The sequence below is a fragment of the Nostoc sp. DedQUE08 genome (assembly GCF_034530895.1).
GTDB lineage: Bacteria > Cyanobacteriota > Cyanobacteriia > Cyanobacteriales > Nostocaceae > Nostoc.
Genome location: NZ_JAVRCD010000010.1, coordinates 128887 through 149261, shown reverse-complemented (window position 1 = coordinate 149261; position 20375 = coordinate 128887). Strand labels below are relative to the sequence as shown.

The window sequence follows — 20375 nt, the reverse complement described above, 5'->3', positions numbered from 1 at the left end:
AAAGTATATATAAATACTTAAATTTATATGTGTATAATAAATCAGACTTTTGCTAGACCAGTAATTAGTATGCTGTGTTGTATCGTAATTTTTAGCAGACAGTATAAAGCGTAGATGTGTAGTTACTTGCAAATTACTAGCTTTAGATTACATATTATGCTGTTTGATTAATCTGCAATTATTTTCGCTGTCAATTCCTGCTGCAAAGCTATTGGTTGATTTATCGCTGCACAATAACCATCAGCTTTTCAGCTGTTGCGGATATCGAAATCTAAACAGCCAATTATCAAACTAATCCCATAGACACCTGTTTTTTTGTTAGTATTCAAAAAAACCTATTGGCATATTTGTCAGATCAATTGTTCGTTGTTTGTAAGTAAATGTCAACAATTGTTTCAAAAGGAAGAAAGCACCTGAGGTTTAATGACTGATTATTTCCAAGGAAATTTCCCATTGCAATCTGTCCCACTGACGAAGAGTGCGGTAATAAGCCACGGCCAAACCGAAGAGGCGAGCGAAAAATTAGCTGCAACGATCGCTGTTGCGGCATCAGATCGCAAAGCAGGTGAGATTCTATTGCTCAAAGTAGCAGAGGTATCTTACTTGGCGGATTACTTTGTGATGATGACTGGCTATTCTAAGGTACAGGTAAGGGCGATCGCTCAAGCAATTGAAGGAAAAGTCGAAACTGAGTTGCAACGCCGTCCTTTAAGGACAGAAGGAAAAGTCGAGGGCAGTTGGGTACTACAAGATTACGGTGATGTGATCGTTCATATCATGATGCCCAAGGAACGGGAGTTTTATAATTTAGAAGCGTTCTGGATTCATGCAGAACGTATTTCCCTTCCAGAATCTGATGAAGGTGAGGGTAAGCCAACATGATTAGGTCTTCGGTTTCTAATTGCCCAGTTCCTACAGACCAACAACCACTCAATGAATACGAAGAGTTAAAAACTTCCTGGCTGTTTCGTGATACCACTTTACATTGGCGCGAGTATATCACGAAACTTGTTTGGATTTGGGGTTTATCTTGGCTCTTTGCAGGGCCTATAGCTGCGGCAAGTTTTCCTCCTCACAAGTATATTGCACATTTTATTCTCTGTGGTGCAGCAGGAGCCAGTGTCGGGTTAGTGCTGATACTGGTAAGGTTATACTTAGGCTGGTACTACGTGTGCGATCGCCTTTGTAGTCCCACAGTATTTTATGAAGAGTCCGGCTGGTACGACGGTCAAACTTGGACTAAACCACAGGAAGTCCTTAACCGCGATCGCTTAATTGTTGCATACGAGATCAAACCCATTCTGCGACGGTTACAATTTACCTTCGCTGGGTTGGCGGGAATGTACGTTATTGGTACTATAGGTTGGCATTTGTTTTAAAGAGTCATTAGTCATTAGTCATTAGTCATTGGTCATTAGTAAATAAACAAAAGACATAGACGCGCCAGCGGCTTCCCGCAGGGTAGGACAAAGGACAAAGGACTAATAACCAATGACTAATTTAATTAAAAAAGGTGATAAATATAAACCCATGACAATGGGAAAACGAACTCAAGCCACAGCACTGGAAGTCCGGTTGCTGCGGGAAGGTATTATTGAATCCAGGCATATAGTCCAAGCTGTTGTCTGCGACGAACGAGGACGGGTTCTAACCGTTGCCGGAAATTCTGAAACTGCTGCATTTATCCGTTCAGCCCTCAAACCGTTTCAGGCACTTGCTGTCACCACCACAGGTACACTGGAACGCTATCAACTCAGCGATCGCGACTTAGCAATTATCACAAGTTCTCATAAAGGAAAAGTAGATCAAGTCCGACAGGTATTTAACATCCTTTGGCGAGCCGATCTCGACCCGACTACACTCCAGTGTCCAATTCCTGAAGGCAAACGGAGTCCTCTGGAATACAATTGCTCTGGAAAACATGCCGGAATGTTAGCCGTTTGTCAGCAACGCCATTGGCCCTTGAATAACTACTTGGATCGCAAGCACCCAATACAGCAGTTGATTTTGGGCAAAGTAGCAGAGTTGCTGCGAATGCCAGCCGCAGAATTTATCAGCGCTCATGATGATTGTGGCGCACCAACTTATCTAATGCAACTCGGTCACATGGCATCTTTATATGCACTGCTAGCCTCTAGTACCAACTTGGATATGGAGCGGATTGTCCGTGCTATGACTCATCACCCCGCGATGGTCGCAGGAGATGGAGAATTTGATACGGAACTGATGCGCTTAACTCCAGGAGAACTAGTCAGTAAAACTGGTGCCGAAGGAGTGCAGTGCATTGGTAGACTCGGTGAAGGCTTGGGATTGGCAATCAAAGTCATGGATGGGGCAAAACGAGCAAAGTATGCCGTTGCTATTCATTTACTTCAGCAAATGGGGTGGATTAGTCCCAGCGCCGCCGAAAGTCTCTCAGAAAAGTTTGTCACCTTGGGAAAATACAAGCGTTTAGAAGTAATTGGAGAATTATCATTTTTGTAGTTGCCAAACTCTTGACTATAGGTTATGCTATAAAAGTTAAGAGCGACGCGGGATAGAGCAGCCTGGTAGCTCGTCGGGCTCATAACCCGAAGGTCAGTGGTTCAAATCCACTTCCCGCCACCACATAAAAAATAAGAAAAATAAAACAAAACCCTACAATCAGTAAAGATTGCAGGGTTTTGTTTTATTTTGATCTATTCTGGAAGAAATAGCCATCCAAAAAGCGCGGAGAATCATGGTTGTGAAGTTGCAGCGACCAATTTTAGTGGGAGGATTGGGACTTTCCTTTTCCCTGTGGATGTTGGACAGTTGGCACGATTCTATATTGCAGGTGGGTGAGTTCGGTTTGTTGAGTGCCTTAGCTGTAGGTGGTGGTTTGTGGTTATTCCAGCAAAAGCGCCCCAAAGACAGTTTAAAGCAGCTAGATGGTATGGTGGTTGACCGAGCGACTGTGGAAAGTGCGATCGCTAAATCTGAAACTGTAATTAACCAACTAGCACAAGAAACAGAAAACCATTCAGCCTTAGAGACACTCAGAGAACAAGTTGCCCAATTGTTGCTGGAATTAGACAGACAAGAAATTAAAGTTGCTGTGACTGGCGGGAAATCCGTGGGTAAAAGCACTTTAATTCAAGTGCTACAAAATTTAGAGACACAAAATTCCGTGTTTTTACAAGAGACAGCACCTTTGTTTAGAGAAACAGGTGAAAATTCAGATGCAGCTATTTTGGCAGAAGTAGCAAAATCTGATTTTGTGCTATTTCTGACAAACGGTGATTTGACAGATTCAGAATTTCAAACCTTACAGCAGCTAAAGGCAGCAAATCAGCCTAATATGCTGGTTTTCAACAAACAAGACCAGTATTTAACTGATGAAAGCGCCAACATCTTTAGTCAATTGAAACAGCGGATGCAGGGAAATGTAGTTGCAACTGCGGCCTCTCCCATTGCCATCAAAGTCCGAAAGCATGAGGCTGATGGTTCTGTGCAAGAGTGGATGGAGCAACCAGCAGCAGATATTCAGCAATTAACGCACCAGTTGGGTGAAGTTTTGGCACAGCAAGGACAACGGCTAGTTTGGGTGACAACCATGAGGAAAGCTGGGTTGTTGAAAGCTGAGGCGAAAAATTGGCTGAATGGAACCAGACGCGATCGCGCCACCCCAATTATTGAACAATATCAGTGGATAGCTGCTGCTGCTGCCTTTGCTAACCCAGTACCAGCCTTTGATATTCTGGCAACTGCGGCAATTAATGCTCAAATGGTAATGGATTTGGGTAATATCTATCAGCAAAAATTTTCCCTAGAACAGGCACAAACCGTAGCTGGAACAATGGGAAGTTTGATGCTGAAATTGGGTTTAGTTGAACTTTCTACAAAGGCTATTAGTACTGTTCTGAAAAGTAATGCCGTTACCTTTGTTGCTGGTGGCGTAGTGCAAGGAGTAAGTGCAGCTTATCTGACTAGAGTCGCAGGGTTAAGTCTAGTTGAGTATTTCCAACAGCAGGAAATAGCGATAGATTCTGGAACTGGTTTGAATTTGGAGAATTTGCGGCAAACCTTGCAAAAGGTATTTCAGCAAAATCAGCAGATTGGTTTTTTGCAGGGGTTTGTTAAGCAAGGCATGAAGCGTTTGTTACCAGAAGTGCAGCCTGTTGAAGTAGTTAATGTTCAGAAGGCAATGGGATAATCTTATACACAGGATCGCTAAATTTTAGATTTTGGATTTTGGATTTTGGATTTAATGATTCAAAATCCAAAATTTTTTTCAACCCATAATTTTAATAGAGGATAAAAATACATAAACATCTTTCTTTTAATAAATCAGTCTAAAATCTCAAAACCAAAATTGGCTGACACTTGTGTGCTGCTGTTAGTAAACCTAAAATTTACCCAAGCCTATTTTAGGCTTGGGTGTATTTAAGAATATCGTGATTGCTAGTTCTCAAAAAATTGTGAATAAGGATAATTAGCTAAACAGCACCACTGTTTCTATTAAACAGAATAGCTATAGTTTTGAAAATTAGCTTTAAATCGTACACTAAACTCCAATTTTTTTGATACTGCAAATCCAGACGAATTACATCTTCAAAACTACGGACTGTAGAACGTCCATTTACTTGCCATTCGCCAGTCATGCCGGGTTTTACATCTAAACGTTGCCACTCAGGTACTTCATAGCGTTCCACTTCATCGGGTGTAGGTGGTCGAGTGCCTACTAAACTCATCTCTCCTTTGAGGACGTTCCAAAATTGGGGTAATTCATCAAGACTAGTTCGCCGTAAAAAGCGCCCTACCTTAGTAATTCTGGGATCATTCTCATTTTTGAAAAAAGCACCTTGCACTTGGTTTTTAACTTCAGATTTCTTCGCTTCTGCATCCACACACATAGAGCGGAATTTCCAAATTTTAAACCGCTTACCCATCCAACCACAACGAATTTGACTAAAGAAAATGGGCCCGGGATCGTTAATTTGAATCGCGATCGCAATTGGAATAAACAAAATTCCTGTAATTAATAAACCAATCACTGACCCGACAATATCTAAGAACCGTTTCATCCAAGATGCCATAGAAGGGTGAGTAGTGGGTAACTGCTCTACTTTACGGGAAGTTGTCTTCCGATTATCTACTACGTCATCTTGTTCTATTAACGACCCATCCCCCAGAAGCTCTAAAGCAAAAACCTGATCCAACCCTGTGAGTTTTAGGACTGCCATGACTTGAGGTGTTACATTCCGCAGTGTTAATGTAATCCCCTTAGTCTGAGCGTATTTAAAATTACTTACCAGGGCACCTAAACCACTACTATCGATAAAAGTAGTTTGGTGAAAGTCAATGATGATTTGCTTAGGATGTGAATTGGGCCCAATTAAGCCTTGGCAGGTTTGCTTAAAGCCTAAAGCCTCCAGCACGCTCAACCGCGTCGGCACCTGCACTATAGCCATGTCGTTTAGGGAATTAACTGGAAAATCGACCTCTGTCGGTTGGCTAGTCATGAAGCTCTGCACTTTCGTTGCCATGTATAATGTAATATGCCAAACATTACTTTGTCCTACAAAATTACTTAACCTAATATCGGAATTAGTGGTAATCAGGACTAACTGCTATTTACCGGGGCTGAGATTGGAGATCGCTAGCGACGATTCACAATAGAACAAGAAGCCAAAAAACATCCTTGCTGTTGTGCCGACGCAGCGCGATCGCGTTGCTCTGATCAAATGATTGCTAAAAATACGGTTACACCTACCGCACGCCTGATTGAGGTCTTTTCTGCCATTCAAGGGGAAGGACTGAATGTCGGGACACGTCAGATATTTATTCGTTTTGCTTTGTGTGATTTGCGCTGTCACTTTTGTGATAGTGCTCACACTTGGAGTGCACCTACAACTTGTCGGATAGAGCGATCGCCTGGATTGCGCGACTTTGAAATTCACTCTAACCCCGTCTCATTACCCATATTACTCGAATGGGTGGAACAGCAAAATCTACCTTGTCTACACGATAGCATTAGCTTAACTGGCGGCGAACCACTTCTTCATGCTTCATTTTTAACGCAGTTTCTACCCCAAGTGCGAGCCATAACTGGTCTACCTATATACTTAGAAACTGGCGGACATCGCCCAGAACAACTAGCAATGATTATCCCATACTTAGACTCTGTAGGTATGGATTTAAAACTGCCCAGTGTTAGCGGCGAAAGTTATTGGCAAGAACATAGTAAATTTCTCCAGTTATGTCATGACTCATATTTAAATGTTTTTGTCAAGATAATTGTGTCTCAAGACACAGATCCCGCCGAGTTGGAACGTTCAGCTTTGTTGGTGGCAGAGGTTAGTCCAGATATCCCAGTATTTTTACAACCTGTCACGCCTTTAGCAGTATCAGAACAATTTTCTCCAGTGCCTGTACTTGCGCCTTCCAGCGATCGAGTTTTGATGTGGCAAGGTTTGATGAAGGGGTTTCTCAAGCACGTGCGCGTGATCCCCCAGACCCATAAAATGCTGAACCAGTTGTAAAATTTTAGTTTGATAAAGATGTAGTCAAGAAAAAAGTAAGATTTTATGAAATGGTAATCGGGCTGTTGCCTCTCATGAATTAGGAAGGCAGCAGCCCAATTACTAGCAGCAGGGCTGATTTATTCCATTTCAAATAGAAGTTGCTATAGTGCGCCCTCATCTGGAGCTTTGGATTTAGCTTTTGCCTTATTGGCACTGCGTTTTAGGGCAGAGAGTCTTGCTTCGTATCTCGATCGTTGGCGCTTACTAGGAGTATTATCAATCAGGGTTTTCAAGGCGCTACCAAGACTCTTGTAGGCATTGGGGAGGCTATAACCAAAACGAGTTGCTAAAGCGATCGCTTTCTCATCAGCATTGAGCAATTCTCTTAGTTGCTTTTCCCCATTATTCTTTTGGTACAGTCGCCAGCCTGACACGCCACAAAGCGACAAAGCTAACACCAGCAGCAATCCATCTTGTACCCACAATTCTCCTACAGCACCACCTAAACCAATGGCCAGTGCTGCCATTTCCCAACCATCTTTAGGAATTGTGTCATTTTGAACGCGAGCAACCTCATGCCAGAACAGCAGATTACGCTGATCCATTGCGAGGGCATCCCATTTCACCAAATCAATTTGAATTTCTACCTGGTCTTTACCAATTTCTTCGCAGCGAACCAGGGGTGGATTGACCTCAGTTGTGCCTTCAACCGTGACCCAGCTTTGCAGTTCTGGTGGTAGTAAAGCTTTCAACCGCCGGAGTTCGCTCATTTCCGCTTTGGCAGAGGAGGTTGCATAGGATGTCATAATATCCAGCCCCAGAAAATTTCAGTATATAGTGAGGGTATCACTTTGGAGTATAGCTATTTAAGTAACGATCCGTCTCACTCACTAGGAAAAGTTCCTCGCTTTTTTCGTGCTTCCATTGCTTTTTCTAGTAAATCTAACAATCCTGGGGCTTCTTCTTGGATACTGAGTAATAGTCTTTCCCCAAGTTCTATATTCCCCGGATCGAGACCTGTTGCCATCACTTCTGTCAAGCGAGGTATTGCTATGCCATCCACAATCTGAATTAATCCACTCAGGCAACGGTGAAATTGTTTTTCTGTAAGAATTGAGTCTTCTAAAGGAAACTCAATAATCGCACGAATTTCACCATCGGATGGGTCATACTCCCATTGCAACATTTTGGTTTCCCAGGAAATTGCAAGCATTGTTTGGAGGATAGCTGCCTTGTGAGGATGGTCTTGGATTCCTCCCAGAACTTGAGGGGCAAATACCCGGAAAAATTTTCCTTCTTCATCCAGTTGGACAACTATTAGGAAATCTTCTAGATTATCAGCCTCTACACCTGTTATAATCCGGTCTTCTTCATCATCAAAACGGTAGTCCCAACCAAGGTTGTCTAAATAGTTGGCAATCTGTTTGAGGTTAGCTCCCATAAAAGCCTCATAAGGAACGTGGAGCAGTTGTTACCAGACCTAGTTTAACCTGCTAGGGGCAGTTGTTTGGGTTGGTGTGGATACTTCCGATCGCATATAAGTATGCAATTAAGGTATTGGGGATGGGTTATGGGGTATGGGGCATTGAAGATAAGAAAAATAGACGTTCGGTCGTCCCTATGAATGATATTTTTTGGATGACTTTTGCTGATTCTTAAAGAAGTAATCATTACTGTTTTTCAAATTTTAGCTAATAAAGCATATAGTCCTAACTCCCTTAAATTTTAATTTTTTTATAATTTGAATGAATGTCTTGCTAGAGCAAGCATGGTGGCAGGATTTGTAATCAAATTGAAATATAAAGCAAAGTTTAAATAATTTATACATAGCATCTAAATTTTTTGAAAATATACGTAAAAGCCTCAAATACTACTTTTAAAGTTGAATAATATAGCATGATAATTAATACAATTTTATATTAGAATTAACAATCTTTTTCACATAATGATTGTAGCTAGCAACACTTTTTGGATTATGAATATCAAGAAATATTATGCATAAATCAGCATTAATGATAGCGATCGCACCTCTAGTTTTTGTTATAAATTTTCTAAAACCTCTGCGCTACTTTGTGCCTCTTTGCGTTTATATATCTATAGAAAATTAAAACTTATAAAATATCACGAAAATGGAATTGCGACACCTGCGCTACTTTATTGCTGTAGCTGAAGAACTGCACTTCAGTAGAGCCGCCGAGCGACTGCACATCGCTCAACCGCCCTTAAGCCAGCAAATTCAGCAATTAGAGGCGCAATTGGGGGTAGAACTGTTTCACCGTAAAACCAAACGACAGGTGCAACTAACAGAAGCAGGACAAGTTTTTTTGCAAGAAGCGTATCAAGTTTTAACTCAACTCCAAAAAGGAATTGAGCTAACCCAAAAAACGGGAAGAGGTGAAAAGGGACTACTGCGAATTGGGTTTACCAGTTTGGCAACTTATGATTTGCTTCCTGTGATTTTGCGGCGGTTTAGAGAACAGTTTCCAGAAGTAGAGTTAGTATTGCAAGAATTAACCACAGCTCAGCAGGAGCAAGCGCTACAGAATCGGCACATTCATGTAGGTTTTGCCCATCCGCCCTTAGAAGACAAGACACTCAATCAAGAGTGCATTCAGCAAGAAGCGTTAATTGTCGCTATGTTGGAAACTCATTCTTTAGCTGAACAAGAAAAGATTTCAGTGCGATCGCTAGTAAACGAAAACTTTATCATGTTCCCTCGCCATTTGGGGCCCGGGCTTTACGATCAAATCGTAAATCTTTGTCAGCAAGGAGACTTCAGCCCAAAAGTGACTCAAGAAGCGATTCAGATGCAGACGATTATCGGATTGGTTTCAGCAGGAATGGGGATTGCGATCGCACCGTCTTCATTGCAAAATCTTCAGAGAACTGGTGTAGTTTATCGTACTCTAGAGGAGAAAACACCATTAGTAGAAACGGCTATAGTGTGGCGGGAAGAAGATATGACACCTGTACTAAGGGAATTTTTACAAGTTGTCAGAAGTATCTGTTGAGAAATGACGATCTTCTTCTGGCAAAGATGCTATGCAAAATAACAAAACATTTAAACTTTGTATTTAAAAATATAGTTTTTTTAAGTAAAAAATTAATAATAGATGCTACTTACTCAACCCAATTTTTACTACTCACTAAAATTTTAGTAAAGAGTCCTTCATTCTCATAAGCTGCTTTGGGGCTGCAAATAAATAGATATATTGAGAATGATAAGGCCATCTCGCCCAACCACCCCAATCCATAAAGCGAACCCATAAAGTTGTTGGTGAACACGTACCTACTTCCAGAGGGAACCTCCAAATATCCCTATTTAAAGTAAGCTCTGGATGAGTTGGTGCAAAAGTATCTTGAGCATCCCATTCAATGATTCCGTCTTCACCCCATGATGTACCATCAAATTCTGCTTTAAATGGTTGAGCTATCCCTTGCAAAATAGAATTGTTATGTTCCCTCTGTGAATTTGCCAAAGGTACATCGGGTACTGCAATAGCAATAAATGCTGCCTTTTGAGACGCTATTAGAGCATGAAATTGACCTATAATGTAACCAGAAGTTAAGGCATCTCCGCTTACATATTCTTGGAGAAACAAGTCTTTATAAGAGATTTGACTGGGATGCCCTTCATCAATTAAGTAATTACTTGCATTTTTGTAGAAAGTAAAGCATATTGGAAACCAATCTTGATTTTGCTCTACAATTTCATAAATTTTAAGCTTAATGGCTTCTGATAGAGACAAGTTTGACCTCAAAAATATTTAGTAAAAATTTGAGTTATTTATATAGTATTTATGTACTAAAAAGATAATAACATAGTTATTTAAATTGAGGGTAGATGCCCAAAAAAATCAGAGAGTTAAAAACTATTTTGTTGAGGGCTGGGTTTGTCTACCGTTCTGCTAAAGGTAGTCATACGTTCTGGACTCACCTATTGATACCTGATGAACCAGTTACTATTGCTGGGAAAGATGGAGACGATGCACCTCGATACTTAGAAAAACAAGTTAATCGTGTTTTGAAGCAACTAAGAGAAATAGAGGAAGAATAATGAGCGATCGCTATAGTATGGTAATTCAATGGTCAGATGAGGATAATTGCTACTTAGTACACTTACCGGAATTTCCTTGGCAGCAATTCCACACTCATGGTAAGAGTTATGAAGAAGCTGCTAAACATGGGCAAGAGGTAATTGAATCTCTGATTGAATGGTATGAAGAGCAAGGAAAACCTTTGCCAGAGCCAATTACTTTTCCTCAAAAACCGTTAAAAGTGGCTTAAATATTTTTAAGATACAGTGCATCGCACTTTACCTCAATCCCTCAATATCAATCCTTTCAGCTTCCGGCTCAACAGGCTCAAACTTCACCTTGTTGTATAAATCTTGTAGAGAAATTTCAAATGGTATGGTTACAAGTGCGATCGCTTTATCTTCTTCATCATATTCACGAAGCGCCCATTGCTTTTTCCCGGTTTTGGAAAATTGATCTACATGAATTCGTGTTTGGTCAATTAATAGATATTCTTGGAAAGTGGAAATAGTTCGGTAAGCCTGAAATTTATCTTCGCGATCGTAGCCTTTGGTAGATTTTGATAAAACCTCCACAATGACCTGTGGGTTGACAATTATATCCTTTCGGTTGTTGAAATACTCCGGTTCACCCGCCAGAATCATCACGTCTGGATAGGTGTAGGTACGCTTTTGGAGTATCCACAGACGAACATCACCCATGAAAACGCGGTAATTCTGCTTTTTAAAAGCAAAATTCAACTCAGTACTTAAGTTAAGTGCTATTTGATTGTGATTTACTGTTCCACCCGCCATAGGAATTATTTGCCCGTCAATGTATTCACTTTTGTAGTCAGCAGCTTCTTCTAGCTCTAAATATTCCTCTGGGGTATAGTATCGCTGTTTTGTTATTTGCATAATTTTATCGGGTAACAATGTTTAACAATACGGATCGTCTAGGCACTAAAGATATTTTATCCATGTTGACCGAACTGGTTAACAGGTTAGATAGAGGTTTTATGTGCTTTTTACAAAGTGAGCGTAGGCGCAGCCGACTGTAGGCATCGCTATCTCAATTCACATAGTCTTTTAACTTCTTTTCCTATTGATAACCAGCAGCTTGTAAGAGAAACAACTTGGCATAACGTCCTCCTAGCTGTAACAATTCTTCGTGAGTTCCTTGTTCTATAACTTCGCCGTTTTCTATAACTAGAATTTTGTCAGCCATTCTTACCGTTGAGAAGCGATGGGAAATCAAAAGTACCATCTGATTTTGAGTAATCGCGCGAAAATGATTGAAAATCTCAAATTCAGCTTGGGCATCTATTGCCGATGTTGGTTCATCTAACACCAAGATATCTGCTTGCGATCGCATAAAAGCACGAGACAAAGCAATCTTCTGCCACTGTCCCCCAGAAAGTTCTTGTCCTCCCTTAAACCAACGACCAAGTTGAGTCTGAAAGCTTTGGGGTAATTGGTCAATAAAAGATTGGGCCATGCCTTTTTCAGCAGCAGTTTTCCACTGTGTTTTGTTTTCGAGATGTTCTACATCGCCCACGCCAATATTCTCCCCCACAGTGAACTGGTAACGGACAAAGTTCTGAAAAATCACACCAATGCGACGCCGCAGCACATCCACATCCCATTCCTGCAAATCCAAGCCATCTAAGAAAATTCGCCCTGAGTCCGGGGTGTAAAGTCGGGTAAGTAGTTTAATTAAGGTAGTTTTACCGGAACCGTTTTCACCCACAATTGCCAGTTTTTCTCTGGGTTTGAGATGCAGCGAAATATTTCTCAATGCTGGCTTGGAACTTCCCGGATAAGTAAATGAGACATTCTCAAAACGGATACCATCTTGGGAATTTAAACCAATAGTTGCCTTACCCCAAGATTTTGGTACTTCTTCTTCCAGAAAATCGTAGAGATTTGATAGATATAGGTTGTCCTCATACATCCCTCCAATAGAAGTGAGGGCATTGGAGAAAGTAGACTGTCCTTGGCGAAACACAGTGAGATACATTGTCATATCTCCCAAAGAAATCTTACCTAACACTGTTTCCAGCACAATCCAAGCATAAGCTAGGTAAAAAGCACCTGTACTGACCAAACTCAAGAGATATCCCCAAAGTCCTCGCCGCAGAGTTAAATCGCGGTCTTCGCCATATAGTTGATCGAACAGGCTGCGATAACGTCCTAGCAGCATTTCTCCCAACTGGTAGAGTTTGACTTCTGTGACAAAATCTTCTCTTGCTAATAGATTTTCTAAGTAGTGCTGTTGTCGGGTTTCTGGCGCACGCCAACTAAATAAGCGAAAGGCTTCTCCAGCAAATTTTGTTTCAGCAATAAATACAGGCATAGCTGCCAAAATCAGTACCACCACTGCCCAAACTGAGAAATTTACTAGCAAAATCCCATAGGTAATTAGGGAAAGGGCATTTTGCACCAACCCAAAGGTGCGGTTTACTAAAGAAAGGGGACGAACCGATGCTTCTCGTCGGGCATTGGTCAATTTGTCATAAAATTCTGAGTCTTCAAACTGCCTAAGATCGAGTGTCAGCGCCTTTTCTAAGATGAGTACATTTACTCGCTGACCCATTAGCGCCCGTAATAACGACTGACAAATGGTGATTCCCCGCTGACTACCTGCTAGTAAAATTACAGCGATCGCTTCTAATCCTACATAAAATAGTGAAGGATAAATATTGACAGAACCATTGCTTTGTGAGTTCACTTGAGATGCAAATACCACTGCATCAACAATTAACTTACTAATGTAGGATATCGCCGCCGGTAAAAGACCAGCCATTAAAGTTAAACTAGCCAGAAAAATAGTAAGCGATCGGCTAGTAGTCCATACTAGGCTTACAGCCCGTCCACTGTAGCGGAAAACCGTCAGTGATTGGCGTAGGATATTTCTTTTTTTTTAATTTTCATCTTTTTTGGTGAGACACCCCAGCTTGGGCGGATCTTCCTGACTCTATTAATCTTTATATAATTTTAACAATAAAGAACTCAGAACTCAGGAGCTAGAATGACGAGTATGCGACTGGGTGGTGAATACCATGCTGAAGTTAACGGATATTCTGACTCCTGTTTACATTTTTATCCCCACAATCTCCTACCTGCTTTCCCATTTAATTTTTGGTGAGTATCTTTTAACAAAGTTGGAATATCTAACTTTTCTGGACAGCGAGGCAAACAGTCACCGCATTCTGTACAACGGTTGCCTTTCATTCCAGGGAACCAGTGACCTGCATTTTCAAACATTCCGTAACGATATTGGCCATAGTCTTTCATTTCGTATGCTACGGCAAGATTACGTAACCGCAATATCTCTGGAATATTGATATTTTCTGGACAAGGCAAACAAGCATAACACTGGCTACAATTATCAGTTTCCAAAGCAATTTTTTGATGATTTTCTAACCGTTGGAAAGCGGAAATTTCTGCTGATGTTAACTCTCCATCATGGTCAGCGATTTGCAAAGGTTCTCTTAATTCCTCTGGGTTAGCTGGCCCTATACTCAAAGTAGTAATACGGTCATCAACAAGTAAAAAACGATAACTCAGTTCTAAGGGTGAATACGGGTAACATAGGTCTTTTAGAGTTTGTGGTGGCGTGTAGAGGCGTCCTCCCTTATCAGCAGGGGAAATAATGAAAATGCCCATATCCTTTTCGGCAGCTAGTTGAATTGCTGGTGCGTGCCGTTGAAAAAAATAGTAATAATGCAGATTGACAAATTCAAATAAATCTGTATTGATTGCTGCCTGAATTACCTCTAATGACCCGTGGCTGGAAAAACCAACGTGTCGCACCCGACCATCAGCAACAGCTTCCTCTACTGCTTGCATACAGCCATTTTTGGCTTGCACCCACTCCAAATGTTGCCAAGTGTTCAAACCATGAACGCCCAAGCAATCTAAATAATCAAGCTGTAATCGTTCTAGAGATTCGTCGATGCACCGACGCATGGTGTCAGCATCTGCTGTGGCTGAGATTTTGGTAGTGACATAAAGCTTCGTTCGGGGTACTGACAACCCAGCTTTTAACGCCCTACCAAGATACTCCTCACTTTTGCCATAACCTCTGGCGGTTTCTAGATGATTAATTCCTAGCGCTAAGGCTTGTTCGATGGTCTGGTGAGCATTTTCAAAATCAGCCAGGTAGCGCATCGTTCCCAAGGAAAAAACCGAGAGGCGCAGATTCGTTTTTCCAAAGCGTCGGTATTGCATTTTTAACAAAGAGTTAGGAGTTAGGAGTTATAAGTTAGGAGTTGAAAGAAGTAAATCATAACTCTTAACCGGAGGCGGAGCGTCTCCGGCTCTGCTCCTAACTTTTTTTGCTTACGAGTTAAGAGTTGAAGCAAAATAACTCATAACTCCTAACTCCTAACTCATAACTTTAATTTAGCTGTCGTCATTACCAAAGCGCTTGATCAAATCTTCAGGACGGAGATTAGAAATAAATTCACGAAAGGCTTGCTGTTCGGCTTCATCTGCATCGCGATCTACAGGGATAGAAGCATCGGCAATGACTTCTTCCATTACCCAAATGGGAGTATTTGTACGGAGGGCAATGGCGATCGCATCGCTAGGACGCGCATCAATTTCTTTTTTGATTTCGCCTTGCTGGACAATTAAAGCTGCATAAAATGTATCCTTTTGCAGGGAATGAATGATCACCTTTTCTAGAGTCATGTTCCAAGTCTCTAGAAGATTCACAATCAGGTCATGAGTTAAGGGTCTGGGAGGCTTCTGATTCTCCAGTGCGCCCATAATTGCCCTAGCCTGTTCCTGACCAATGTAAATTGGCAAAGCCCGCCGATCTGAAGAATCTTTCAAAAGGACGATCGGGCTGCGGGTTATGGCATCTAATGCTATGCCAGCGACTTTCATTTCAATCATTGCCTAAGCCTCTACAATGCTTTGAGAGTCTTGGATGCCGTGTAATAAATAGCACCCATTTTTAGGCGGTTTGGTGACAGTAATAAACATAAGCATTCGTTCTCTATAATTGCTTCTATTAAACTCCGAACTTGTGGTGAAAACCAGAGTAAGTCAAATTGGTCTTCTTAGAGAATAACCTTCTTACCCAAGTATGCCCTGTGAAGGATGCTAATGTGTTAATATTCCTATGCGAAAAAAAGTCAGAAAATATACTTGGATGTTCAAGATTTCTGTGATAATTACCAATTGATTTCAGGCAAAATTAGGCAATAAATAGAGTTAGTTTAACAAAAAAGCCGTGTTTACAGGATTAATCCAGGCATTAGGAACGATGGAACCCTTGGGGGGCGATTCTTGGCAAATTACTTGTGTAAGCCAGTCGGGTGAAGTAATTATGCAAGATTTGGCTTATGGTGACAGTGTTGCTGTAGATGGTGTTTGCCTGACAGTGGAACAAGTTTTAAAAGACGGGTTTATTGCCACGGCTTCACCGGAAACTCTACGCCGGACAACGTTGGGAGGTGAGCAAACCCAAAGGAGATATGTCAATTTAGAAGCGTCGCTAAAGGTAGGCAGCAAAGTTGGGGGTCATTTTGTGATGGGTCATGTAGACGGCATCGGTCGATTGCTAGTGGCAGAACAAACGGCTAGTTCTTGGGAAATGACCTTTATTGCTTCCGTTGCGATCGCACGGTACATTGTCCCCAAAGGTAGCATTGCCGTCAATGGCATCAGCCTCACAGTCGCCGATTATGAGCCAGAACTCTCCCAATTCAAAGTAGCGGTAATTCCCCTGACATACAGCGAGACAAATCTTCGCTATTTGGTTTCTGGGAGTTTAGTGAATCTAGAAGGGGATATTCTCGGCAAATACGTCGAAAAATTCCTTTATTCTGGCAACCCCCACACCAGAGCTAATGATGACAATAGTATAGATGGCATTACACCCGCATTCCTAGCAGAACACGGGTATTTGTAATTTAGGAATGGGGATAGAGAGTGGTGAGTAGGGTATTAAGAATGGGGTATAGAGCATTAGTTATTCCTCCCCCTGCTCCCCTGCTCCCCTGCTCCCCTGCTCCCCTGCCCCTCAGCTTCTTCTAGCTGCCTGGTTCTCGGCTTACCTGAGCGGTTTGCAAGCCTCGCACTAACTGACTGAGGGCACTTTGTAATTCCACGCCTGGGTCAGAAGCAACCCACCCATCTTGTGTCAGGTGGCGGACTTCAAAGTGCAAGTGAGGGCCTGTGGAGTTCCCAGTGCTGCCAACTCGCCCGATGACAGTTCCAGGTTGTACCCACTGACCGGGTTGAACGAGGATTTCTGACATGTGACCGTAGAGAGTTTGTTCAGCAGATTTGTGATTCAGGATAACGGTTAAACCATAACCACCCACCCAGTTAGCAGTTTCCACTTGACCCGCAGCAGCAGCCAAAACTGGTGTTCCCGTAGGCGCACCCAAGTCTGTACCAGCATGGAAGCGTTGATTACCTGTGATTGGATGAATTCGCCAACCAAACAAAGAAGTAATAGGAGCGGGAATAGATAGTGGATACATCATTCCCGTACCACTATAGGCGACTGTCCCCATATAGGGGATTTGTGGCAATACTGATGCCAGTGAGAAGTCGTAAGCCACCTTGCTGGGGCGGGGTGCAATGTTACCATCTGCCATTGGTAACGGTAAAGTACCACCACTCGGTGCAATGGGAGTTGCACTAACTCTTGTAGGACTGAATTCAGCGGGAGTCGGGATAAACCGATTCGAGCGAAATGCGCTCTTGGTGACACCGCTAGAATCACTTTGAGTTGGAGTAGCACGCCATCTGCTGGTGTTGCCAGTAGAAGATGCAATCTGCCGTACAGGTGGAACTACTGGTAATTGAGCGTTTTGACTTCTTCTGAGCCAATTAGGTGCTGGTTTACTATTAGAATCAGCTACACTCCTTTGAGGTACTTTGGCGCAAACGCCGCCTAATACACTTTGCCCTGACGGCAAAATGGCTCGACAACCACTGGAGCGTTCTGTAAGAATTACAGAGTTTGGTGCTTGATAAGTACCTGTTGCACCACTGTCATAACTATTAGGATCGATATAAGCGTTATTATAATCCTTGGTTTTCTCCGCCGTTGCACTGACAGGGCTGTTAGAGTTATTTGATGGTTGAGCAACTACTGGAAGTTTTTCCGGTGCATAGCGGGCAGGGGTATTGGGTTTTTCCTGTCTCACCCTTAAAGGAGTAACCTGGGAGGCTTCTACCTTGGGCTTTGATTGTCTGATAATCACAACAGGTTCAGCTGCTTCGATTTTGGGTGTAGACTGCCTAACTGGCTCTTTTGATTGAGCAACGTCTGGCTTGCCTAATCTCTGTCTGAGTCTGGCTCGCCGTTGGGAAAATTCTGGTTGCGCTTGAGCAGCTTCCGGCGACGCAACAGCCTGTTTTTTAACACTTCGACTTCGCTCAGTGTTAACTGGATTTGTAACTGCTGTTGGTTGAGAACTTTCAACAGTGGGAACGATGTTGTCTATTTGTGCTTCCGTTTGGGCAAACACGAAGCCACCGCTAAGGAGGCTAACGCTACTCAGCCAGCAGAGACTCTGGGCTGGTAGTGTTGAGGCAAAACGTTTTTTTGTTAGACCTTGCTGCCATAAGTAATGCAAACGATGATGGGCAGAATTTTTGCGCTGCGTCATTTGTTCTCTCAGTTGTGTGTAATTAGCCTAAAGAGATGATGCTAGTGGTTTGTCTTGCCCAAAGAGCGAAATTTTGAACAAACCTCAAATTTAAACGGAAGATTTATGGTACCCCAAACTGATTGTACCGGGTTCAATATAAATTTCCGGTGTATTTAGTTCCTTTGTATCATGTGTTTCTAAATCAATTCGTAAATTTCCTTGAGATGTCACCCCAACTACAGTACCTAAAAGATTATTGACGTACACCCGATCGCCCATGTTTGTAAGCAAGTCTAGATAGCCAGACAAGAGTATATTTACTCCTTCTTGAAAAAGGCACTCTATACCGGATTCTATTCCCAGCAAGACTTTAGAGGTGAGCATTTCCAGACACGAAATTGGTCTGAAATCTTGGGAAGCTTGCCACGATTCCAGATTGATTCCAGTTTCTGGTACTGGGTTCGTCCAGTTAATACCAACACCAATTACTGCTTGGGTAATTTGTCCTTTGTTTACTTTGGTTTCTGTCAAAATGCCGCCTAGTTTGCGACCATTTAAAACTAAATCGTTAGGCCATTTTATCCCAACATCTATACCGCATTGGCGTAATTGCAACGCAATTCCCCAAGCAGTAGCGAAAGTTAGCTGATAGCTGTCAGTAGCTTCTATTTTGTGGTCGAAAGAAATCGCCACGGAAATATATAATCCCCCAGCCGGAGAAATCCACTGGCGGCCCCATTGTCCCCGCCCAGCAGATTGCTCAGTTGCGATTACTACTGTCCCTGAAATAGCCCCTTGGTTGAGTAAGTTCCAGAGGGTTTCGTTAGTTGAGGAGACGCTTTCAAAAAAGTGAAGAGAAAATGGTAAATATGTATGCTTACGCCCTGTTTGCAAGGCTGCTTCCAAGTTTTGCAGATTAAATCCCACAGCAGTTAACCCAAATTCCGTTGTTCAAGTTAGCATTGATTGGCTGATGAGTGATTTTCCGTTTAGGTTTGGTTGAAGATGCACACTTGGCACTGGCACAATTGGGAAGGACTCCCCTATCTAACTTGTAGTATTCTGGAACGTTGGCACCACGGCTTCTTTACCCAGCAGTTTTGGCCGCGATCGCCACAAGTTATCACAGAAGTATTGCAACCAGAGGCATCAGTCTATCGCTTAAAGCAGGTTCATGGCAATACTGTTCTCACCCCCCAAGAAGTTGAAAGCTTCTTAAGCTCTGCACAGGAAGATTTCGCATTGGCAGATGGTTTAATGAGCGAGCAGCCTCTACAAGCGGTTTGGGTTGCTAGCGCAGACTGTACACCCGTGTTGATTGGGGATGTGCAAACTGGACGGGTAGCAGCATTACACGCAGGCTGGCGGGGGACTGCCAAGAAGATTGTCCCCTTGGCGATCGCTCGATTACAATCTCAAGGCAGTAAACTCGATGATTTGAGGATTGCGATGGGCCCAGCGATCGCTGGTGAGGTTTACCAAGTCTCTACCGAAGTGGCTGCCGAAATCGGGGCTAGCATTATATCACATAATGACGAAGAAAAAATTGTAACTGCATTACATGAGTTACCAAATTCACCTTTGCTAGAAGACCCTAATCCAGGAAAGGTACGGTTAGATGTGCGGCGAGTCAATACCTTACAACTGGAAAATATGGGGATTAGTGCAGAACAAATTGCGATCGCACCTTATTGTACTTTCCAAACTCCAGAGCATTTCTTTTCTTATCGTCGAGAGAAAGAGAAAAAAGTTCAATGGTCAGGGATTGTTAGCAAGAAAACGAGTGACTAGCCTATATTCTCATTACAGGATAGTTAGGATGTTCAGGATTCGGGATAAGTCGTTGATTTCTACAGTCCACCAGTAAATCCAGCGTTTCTAAAACCGTCTGTCCAAGCAGAACTATATTCCCTGTAACTAATGTGGCTTCGGTAGTTTCCCGTCCTGCCAATTCAATAATTACGGGTTCAGTTACTCCTATAGATTCTTCACTACCATTGGCGTATTGAGCAATCTGCTGTCCTCGAATTCTCAAACCAAGTTGCTGGACAATAGACATGGGTAGCACAGTACGTAGTGCCCCTGTGTCCACTAATGCTTCTGTTTCATACACCCGCAGCATATTTGGATTTAGCATTCCTCGGTTGACAAGGGCTTCATCAATGGCATTGGTGAGCTTGACTTGGACTCGAACTGCACCCATAGGTTGATTGCTGGCAGAATTGGCACGATTGACTTGTACCATAATCTGTG

At 42.4% G+C, this 20375-nt stretch carries 21 protein-coding genes and 1 tRNA gene; 11 read left to right on the top strand and 11 right to left on the bottom strand.

Features of this window, described 5'->3' with window-relative positions; genetic code table 11:
- Window positions 1–423: 423 nt before the first annotated feature.
- The 5 genes from rsfS to RMY64_RS09635 all read left to right on the top strand — a co-directional run bounded on the left by rsfS (window position 424) and on the right by RMY64_RS09635 (window position 4174).
- Window positions 424–882 carry a ribosome silencing factor gene (gene rsfS / locus RMY64_RS09655; RefSeq protein WP_181928677.1) on the top strand — a complete coding sequence of 153 codons (459 nt, stop codon included), beginning with the start codon at window positions 424–426 and terminating at the stop codon, window positions 880–882.
- Complete coding sequence (locus RMY64_RS09650) at window positions 879–1379, top strand: CGLD27 family protein (protein WP_322672250.1); 501 nt, start codon at window positions 879–881, stop codon at window positions 1377–1379. The genes rsfS and RMY64_RS09650 overlap by 4 nt, the downstream gene beginning before the upstream one ends.
- Before the next feature lie 151 nt (window positions 1380–1530).
- Complete coding sequence (locus RMY64_RS09645) at window positions 1531–2484, top strand: asparaginase (RefSeq protein WP_322667280.1); 954 nt, start codon at window positions 1531–1533, stop codon at window positions 2482–2484.
- A 46-nt stretch (window positions 2485–2530) separates the two neighbouring features.
- Window positions 2531–2607 (top strand) — tRNA-Met (locus RMY64_RS09640).
- Window positions 2608–2719: 112 nt separating this feature from the next.
- Window positions 2720–4174 (top strand): YcjF family protein, encoded by a 1455-nt coding sequence (locus RMY64_RS09635; protein WP_322672251.1) that lies wholly within the window; start codon window positions 2720–2722, stop codon window positions 4172–4174.
- A 283-nt stretch (window positions 4175–4457) separates the two neighbouring features.
- Here the strand turns inward: RMY64_RS09635 and RMY64_RS09630 are convergent, their stop codons facing one another.
- The gene (locus RMY64_RS09630; RefSeq protein ID WP_322672252.1) at window positions 4458–5507 is read right to left on the bottom strand and encodes a sugar transferase; all 1050 of its coding nucleotides are present in this window, start codon (window positions 5505–5507) and stop codon (window positions 4458–4460) included.
- Window positions 5508–5705: 198 nt separating this feature from the next.
- Between RMY64_RS09630 and RMY64_RS09625 the strand changes: the two genes are divergently transcribed.
- A complete protein-coding gene (locus RMY64_RS09625; protein WP_322672253.1) occupies window positions 5706–6503 on the top strand; it encodes a 7-carboxy-7-deazaguanine synthase QueE in 798 nt (265 codons plus the stop codon).
- A 143-nt stretch (window positions 6504–6646) separates the two neighbouring features.
- Here RMY64_RS09625 and RMY64_RS09620 read toward each other — a convergent pair whose 3' ends face one another.
- Together RMY64_RS09620 and RMY64_RS09615 are read right to left on the bottom strand one after the other, a co-directional pair.
- A complete protein-coding gene (locus RMY64_RS09620; RefSeq protein WP_292729213.1) occupies window positions 6647–7291 on the bottom strand; it encodes a DUF3318 domain-containing protein in 645 nt (214 codons plus the stop codon).
- Between the two features lie 77 nt (window positions 7292–7368).
- Window positions 7369–7926: a hypothetical protein gene (locus tag RMY64_RS09615; protein WP_094349133.1), complete on the bottom strand. Its 558-nt coding sequence runs from the start codon at window positions 7924–7926 to the stop codon at window positions 7369–7371.
- Window positions 7927–8614: 688 nt separating this feature from the next.
- Between RMY64_RS09615 and RMY64_RS09610 the strand changes: the two genes are divergently transcribed.
- Entirely contained in the window at window positions 8615–9496 is an 882-nt protein-coding gene (locus RMY64_RS09610; protein WP_322672254.1) for a LysR family transcriptional regulator, read from the top strand.
- Between the two features lie 135 nt (window positions 9497–9631).
- Here the strand turns inward: RMY64_RS09610 and RMY64_RS09605 are convergent, their stop codons facing one another.
- On the bottom strand, window positions 9632–10234 hold the full coding sequence (locus RMY64_RS09605; protein WP_322672255.1) for a hypothetical protein: 603 nt from the start codon (window positions 10232–10234) through the stop codon (window positions 9632–9634).
- Window positions 10235–10329: 95 nt separating this feature from the next.
- On the opposite strand from RMY64_RS09605, the gene RMY64_RS09600 reads away from it, so the two are divergent.
- Together RMY64_RS09600 and RMY64_RS09595 are read left to right on the top strand one after the other, a co-directional pair.
- Window positions 10330–10542, top strand: coding sequence for a type II toxin-antitoxin system HicA family toxin (locus tag RMY64_RS09600; protein WP_322672256.1), 213 nt, complete (start codon window positions 10330–10332; stop codon window positions 10540–10542).
- A complete protein-coding gene (locus RMY64_RS09595; protein WP_109012102.1) occupies window positions 10542–10772 on the top strand; it encodes a type II toxin-antitoxin system HicB family antitoxin in 231 nt (76 codons plus the stop codon). The genes RMY64_RS09600 and RMY64_RS09595 overlap by 1 nt, the downstream gene beginning before the upstream one ends.
- Window positions 10773–10800: 28 nt before the next feature.
- On the opposite strand, the gene RMY64_RS09590 is transcribed toward RMY64_RS09595, so the two are convergent.
- The 4 genes from RMY64_RS09590 to RMY64_RS09575 all read right to left on the bottom strand — a co-directional run bounded on the left by RMY64_RS09590 (window position 10801) and on the right by RMY64_RS09575 (window position 15405).
- On the bottom strand, window positions 10801–11418 hold the full coding sequence (locus RMY64_RS09590) for a Uma2 family endonuclease (RefSeq protein WP_322672257.1): 618 nt from the start codon (window positions 11416–11418) through the stop codon (window positions 10801–10803).
- Window positions 11419–11602: 184 nt separating this feature from the next.
- A complete protein-coding gene (locus RMY64_RS09585) occupies window positions 11603–13306 on the bottom strand; it encodes an ABC transporter ATP-binding protein (RefSeq protein WP_322699889.1) in 1704 nt (567 codons plus the stop codon).
- Between the two features lie 296 nt (window positions 13307–13602).
- Complete coding sequence (locus tag RMY64_RS09580; protein WP_322672259.1) at window positions 13603–14733, bottom strand: aldo/keto reductase; 1131 nt, start codon at window positions 14731–14733, stop codon at window positions 13603–13605.
- A gap of 174 nt (window positions 14734–14907) precedes the next feature.
- Window positions 14908–15405 carry a bifunctional nuclease family protein gene (locus RMY64_RS09575; RefSeq protein ID WP_322672260.1) on the bottom strand — a complete coding sequence of 166 codons (498 nt, stop codon included), beginning with the start codon at window positions 15403–15405 and terminating at the stop codon, window positions 14908–14910.
- A 340-nt stretch (window positions 15406–15745) separates the two neighbouring features.
- On the opposite strand from RMY64_RS09575, the gene RMY64_RS09570 reads away from it, so the two are divergent.
- Window positions 15746–16426: a riboflavin synthase gene (locus RMY64_RS09570; RefSeq protein WP_322672261.1), complete on the top strand. Its 681-nt coding sequence runs from the start codon at window positions 15746–15748 to the stop codon at window positions 16424–16426.
- Window positions 16427–16547: 121 nt separating this feature from the next.
- On the opposite strand, the gene RMY64_RS09565 is transcribed toward RMY64_RS09570, so the two are convergent.
- Window positions 16548–18140 carry a M23 family metallopeptidase gene (locus tag RMY64_RS09565; protein WP_322672262.1) on the bottom strand — a complete coding sequence of 531 codons (1593 nt, stop codon included), beginning with the start codon at window positions 18138–18140 and terminating at the stop codon, window positions 16548–16550.
- A 90-nt stretch (window positions 18141–18230) separates the two neighbouring features.
- Window positions 18231–19049, bottom strand: coding sequence for a biotin--[acetyl-CoA-carboxylase] ligase (locus tag RMY64_RS09560; RefSeq protein WP_322672263.1), 819 nt, complete (start codon window positions 19047–19049; stop codon window positions 18231–18233).
- Between the two features lie 78 nt (window positions 19050–19127).
- Here RMY64_RS09560 and pgeF point away from each other — a divergent pair, with 78 nt between their 5' ends.
- Complete coding sequence (gene pgeF, locus RMY64_RS09555) at window positions 19128–19913, top strand: peptidoglycan editing factor PgeF (RefSeq protein WP_322699888.1); 786 nt, start codon at window positions 19128–19130, stop codon at window positions 19911–19913.
- A gap of 1 nt (window position 19914) precedes the next feature.
- Here the strand turns inward: pgeF and RMY64_RS09550 are convergent, their stop codons facing one another.
- A complete protein-coding gene (locus RMY64_RS09550; protein ID WP_322699887.1) occupies window positions 19915–20367 on the bottom strand; it encodes a retroviral-like aspartic protease family protein in 453 nt (150 codons plus the stop codon).
- Window positions 20368–20375: the final 8 nt, after the last annotated feature.

Excerpts from the sequence above, each read along its gene's own strand:
- rsfS (WP_181928677.1), top strand. The coding sequence starts at position 424 with ATGACTGATTATTTCCAAGGAAATTTCCCATTGCAATCTGTCCCACTG.
- RMY64_RS09650 (WP_322672250.1), top strand. The coding sequence starts at position 879 with ATGATTAGGTCTTCGGTTTCTAATTGCCCAGTTCCTACAGACCAACAA.
- RMY64_RS09645 (WP_322667280.1), top strand. The coding sequence starts at position 1,531 with ATGACAATGGGAAAACGAACTCAAGCCACAGCACTGGAAGTCCGGTTG.
- RMY64_RS09635 (WP_322672251.1), top strand. The coding sequence starts at position 2,720 with ATGGTTGTGAAGTTGCAGCGACCAATTTTAGTGGGAGGATTGGGACTT.
- RMY64_RS09630 (WP_322672252.1), bottom strand. The coding sequence starts at position 5,507 with ATGGCAACGAAAGTGCAGAGCTTCATGACTAGCCAACCGACAGAGGTC.
- RMY64_RS09625 (WP_322672253.1), top strand. The coding sequence starts at position 5,706 with ATGATTGCTAAAAATACGGTTACACCTACCGCACGCCTGATTGAGGTC.
- RMY64_RS09620 (WP_292729213.1), bottom strand. The coding sequence starts at position 7,291 with ATGACATCCTATGCAACCTCCTCTGCCAAAGCGGAAATGAGCGAACTC.
- RMY64_RS09615 (WP_094349133.1), bottom strand. The coding sequence starts at position 7,926 with ATGGGAGCTAACCTCAAACAGATTGCCAACTATTTAGACAACCTTGGT.
- RMY64_RS09610 (WP_322672254.1), top strand. The coding sequence starts at position 8,615 with ATGGAATTGCGACACCTGCGCTACTTTATTGCTGTAGCTGAAGAACTG.
- RMY64_RS09600 (WP_322672256.1), top strand. The coding sequence starts at position 10,330 with ATGCCCAAAAAAATCAGAGAGTTAAAAACTATTTTGTTGAGGGCTGGG.
- RMY64_RS09595 (WP_109012102.1), top strand. The coding sequence starts at position 10,542 with ATGAGCGATCGCTATAGTATGGTAATTCAATGGTCAGATGAGGATAAT.
- RMY64_RS09590 (WP_322672257.1), bottom strand. The coding sequence starts at position 11,418 with ATGCAAATAACAAAACAGCGATACTATACCCCAGAGGAATATTTAGAG.
- RMY64_RS09585 (WP_322699889.1), bottom strand. The coding sequence starts at position 13,306 with ATGGCTGGTCTTTTACCGGCGGCGATATCCTACATTAGTAAGTTAATT.
- RMY64_RS09580 (WP_322672259.1), bottom strand. The coding sequence starts at position 14,733 with ATGCAATACCGACGCTTTGGAAAAACGAATCTGCGCCTCTCGGTTTTT.
- RMY64_RS09575 (WP_322672260.1), bottom strand. The coding sequence starts at position 15,405 with ATGATTGAAATGAAAGTCGCTGGCATAGCATTAGATGCCATAACCCGC.
- RMY64_RS09565 (WP_322672262.1), bottom strand. The coding sequence starts at position 18,140 with ATGACGCAGCGCAAAAATTCTGCCCATCATCGTTTGCATTACTTATGG.
- pgeF (WP_322699888.1), top strand. The coding sequence starts at position 19,128 with ATGCACACTTGGCACTGGCACAATTGGGAAGGACTCCCCTATCTAACT.
- RMY64_RS09550 (WP_322699887.1), bottom strand. The coding sequence starts at position 20,367 with ATGGTACAAGTCAATCGTGCCAATTCTGCCAGCAATCAACCTATGGGT.